Origin of the sequence: Bradyrhizobium frederickii, from assembly GCF_004570865.1 — a bacterium.
GTDB lineage: Bacteria > Pseudomonadota > Alphaproteobacteria > Rhizobiales > Xanthobacteraceae > Bradyrhizobium > Bradyrhizobium frederickii.
Map to the genome: position 1 here is coordinate 1 of NZ_SPQS01000085.1, position 3,102 is coordinate 3,102.

Genomic DNA, 3,102 nt, shown 5'->3' on the forward strand with positions numbered 1-3,102 from the left:
GGTGGGTTCGGCGATCCGACTCCCGCCGCCCGGACCGAAAACATCGGCAGCGCTGCCTTCGAGCTGGGCCTTCCACGATGTGATCTGATTGGGGTGAACGTCGAACTGCTCCGCCAGTTGCGCCAGCGTGCGGTCACCCTTGACGGCGGCAAGTGCCACCTTCGCCTTGAAAGCCGGAGTGTGGTTCCGCCGTGCTCGTCTGCTCATCGTCTCTCCTGATTCGCGGGTCAATCTTGCCCGCCGTCAGGCAGAAACTCCACTTATCGCGCTGTTCAGATTTGCGGGACCAGCTCAGACACCGGCCGTCGCCGCTGCCGCTCCTCTTGTTGTGCAATATGACCTGCTAGTTTTTGAATCGGGCTGACTTCATTGCGTCAGCCCGTCGCAGGTCATCGACTCTACCAACTCTTGGAGGTCCTTGCGAGGCTCAGACCATCTACAATCCTACTTGGCCGAGATGGCCAAAACGGTCGCGGGAAAGATAGGAGCTAGCAAATGGGCTCATCAGTACCAAACCTGATCCTCAAGACAGACTACGCCACACCAGCAGATGAAACGGTTTTGGAATTCCACATGGACATTCCGCTCTCTCCTGAGGAGACTGCCAGAGTCCGGCAGTTTCTCGCAGGGAATAATTGGAAGGCGTTGAAAGACTATGTCGGAAATTCAAGGCCCCAACTTCGTTCTCTCATATCGGAATGGATTGATAAGACAGAGGATCGCAAGCTTGGCAAGATCGTTTCGCTGAAGGCCAAGGCGTCGTAAATTTCCATGTCCCATTGTCTCCGCTATCGCCACAATTTTGCGGCGATAGCGGCTGCTCCGTGAGGAGTAACTCAGTGCTGCGAATTTCTGAATGCGATTTGACCGTAGAACGTCGAGCTGAAATTCGAGCGGAATTCCAGACATTCGGAGCTGCGAGGATAGTGGATTTTCTGGCGCCTGACGTAGCCGCGGCTGCGTCGGAAGTTCTCCAGTCGTTCGATGCATGGTCGGTTGTATCTATTGCCCCGGATGGAACGCCGATCTGTCTCGACTGGAAGGATTGGGAGCGCTCTCGTCCTGACGGGCGCCAGCCGTACAGTTCCAATGCATCGTTCCAGTATTTATTCAAGAGCTATCCGCTCGTGGAACGACTGCGTGATGGTTGCGCCACTGGTGTTCTTCGCACAATTGCTGAATACCTGACTGGCACGAGATTCCGACGCATTGTTGCAGATGCGACCGGGCATGGCGAGTTTATCCATGTCGACGGGTTTGCTTCGCGCTTTGAGGCCGGACATTTTCTAACAACGCATACCGATAAGCAACCGCCTGGAACACCGGGAATTCGAAAGGTTGCCTACTCTCTCAATCTCACAACACAATGGGACAATGACTGGGGTGGACAAACTGCCTTTTGGAGCGATCATGATCCACCCATATGCTTTCCACCGACTTACAATACTCTCTTATTGTTCGCGGTGCCGCGACCACATTCCGTACTGTATGTGCCGCCCTATGCGCGCGGCGCTCGACTCGCCCTTACCGGATGGCTACATGAATGAGGTTTGTATCCGAGGCGGACGGACCTGCAGCCAGCCCGCGCGATAGAGATGACGAAGAATACATGGAAAATCCTTGGAGCGCATCGAAACCTGCATACGAAGATGCCCGCACTAACGTCGGATTGCCGGCCGCATAGCGCATCAAGGTGTGACCCGAATAGCAGATCACATTAAGCCGAACGAGCGAGGCCTCTTGAGCGCCGGTCAATCACGGAAACTCGGCATTGCGATGCGCCGGGGCTTTGTTGTCGATGAGTCACACTCAAGCCCGCCTGTAGCGATAGCTCCGTTGCAAAGACTATTCGCAGATCCGCGTCACCGGCCTTCTATGCAGCAAGTATCTTTTCTCTGCTCTACGCTGACTCCCTACGACGACTGAATACTTGTTGAGCTAATCCGTTATCGGGTGGAATGAAATTGTGTGCGCGGCCGCCAAGCTGATCGGCCAGTACGATAGTTCTGTGGCGTTCGGCCAGAGCCGAATCCTCCTGGTCTGGACCCGCATCATCATGCCAAATGGTAGCTCGATCGCGCTGGAGCGCCAGTCGGGAGCCGACACTGGTGGTTATGCTGGCCTCGAGGACGAGGTCGATGATCATTGGGGCATGCTGTTCAAGGCCGCCGTCCTTTCGACCATGCTCAGCGTCGGAGCGGAGGCGGGCAAAAGCCAGAATGAGAACAACCTTGTTCAAGCGATCCGCAGCGGCGTGTCCAACAGCATCAGCCAGACCGGGCAGTAAATCGTACAGCGCCGGCTCAACATCCAGCCGACGCTGACCATCTGGCCAAGTTTCCCGGTGCTGGTCATTGTTACGCGCGGCTTAGTCCTGGCCCCCTACGGCAAGGGAGGAAGACCGTGACGAAGCTCAAGCTTGGACCGCTCGAAGACGACAAGCCGGTAAAGCTCACGATCGAGCTGCCGGCGGCAGTCTTCAGAAATCTCAAAAGCTACGCCGAGATTCTGACGCGTAGCGGAAGAGCGGCGACGCCGACCGAACCTGCCAAATTGATCGCGCCGATGATCGAGCGCTTTATGGCAACCGATCGGGCCTTTGCCAAGGCACGACGAAATGCTGCTCAACGGTCGCCCGGGGTAGGCGGAAAGGTCCGGATAACGTTCGCGAAGCAGGTCGAGCAGCGGACGTACTAATGGATTGCCGTTTGACTGCCGCCAATAGCCGCGGAAGCTCAGCCGCGTCGGCCCCTCGGCATCGTGCACCTCCCGCAAGATGACACCGGGATAAGTCGCGCCAGTCGCACTGAGCTGGTCCCGCAAATCTGAACAGCGCGATAAGTGGAGTTTCTGCCTGACGGCGGGCAAGATTGACCCGCGAATCAGGAGAGACGATGAGCAGACGAGCACGGCGGAACCACACTCCGGCTTTCAAGGCGAAGGTGGCACTTGCCGCCGTCAAGGGTGACCGCACGCTGGCGCAACTGGCGGAGCAGTTCGACGTTCACCCCAATCAGATCACATCGTGGAAGGCCCAGCTCGAAGGCAGCGCTGCCGATGTTTTCGGTCCGGGCGGCGGGAGTCGGATCGCCGAACCCACCG

At 57.3% G+C, this 3,102-nt stretch carries 5 protein-coding genes and 1 pseudogene; 5 read left to right on the top strand and 1 reads right to left on the bottom strand.

Annotated features, from left to right (window positions below; translation table 11 throughout):
- The coding region (locus E4K64_RS39300; protein WP_135163638.1) for a transposase at window positions 1-207 on the bottom strand (207 nt) is incomplete at its 3' end.
- A 288-nt stretch (window positions 208-495) separates the two neighbouring features.
- On the opposite strand from E4K64_RS39300, the gene E4K64_RS39305 reads away from it, so the two are divergent.
- From E4K64_RS39305 to E4K64_RS39330, 5 genes and pseudogenes are all read left to right on the top strand, one after another.
- Window positions 496-765 carry a hypothetical protein gene (locus tag E4K64_RS39305; RefSeq protein ID WP_135167612.1) on the top strand — a complete coding sequence of 90 codons (270 nt, stop codon included), beginning with the start codon at window positions 496-498 and terminating at the stop codon, window positions 763-765.
- Between the two features lie 74 nt (window positions 766-839).
- Entirely contained in the window at window positions 840-1,547 is a 708-nt protein-coding gene (locus E4K64_RS39310) for a 2OG-Fe(II) oxygenase (RefSeq protein ID WP_167767838.1), read from the top strand.
- Window positions 1,548-1,975: 428 nt separating this feature from the next.
- A pseudogene (locus tag E4K64_RS39315) lies at window positions 1,976-2,407 on the top strand (TraB/TrbI/VirB10 family type IV secretion system protein); the annotation flags it as partial.
- The gene (locus E4K64_RS39320) at window positions 2,404-2,697 is read left to right on the top strand and encodes a DUF2274 domain-containing protein (protein ID WP_235884972.1); all 294 of its coding nucleotides are present in this window, start codon (window positions 2,404-2,406) and stop codon (window positions 2,695-2,697) included. The pseudogene E4K64_RS39315 and the gene E4K64_RS39320, both read left to right, overlap by 4 nt.
- 197 nt (window positions 2,698-2,894) lie before the next feature.
- Window positions 2,895-3,102: transposase (locus E4K64_RS39330; protein WP_135163638.1), on the top strand; the 208-nt coding region annotated here is incomplete at its 3' end.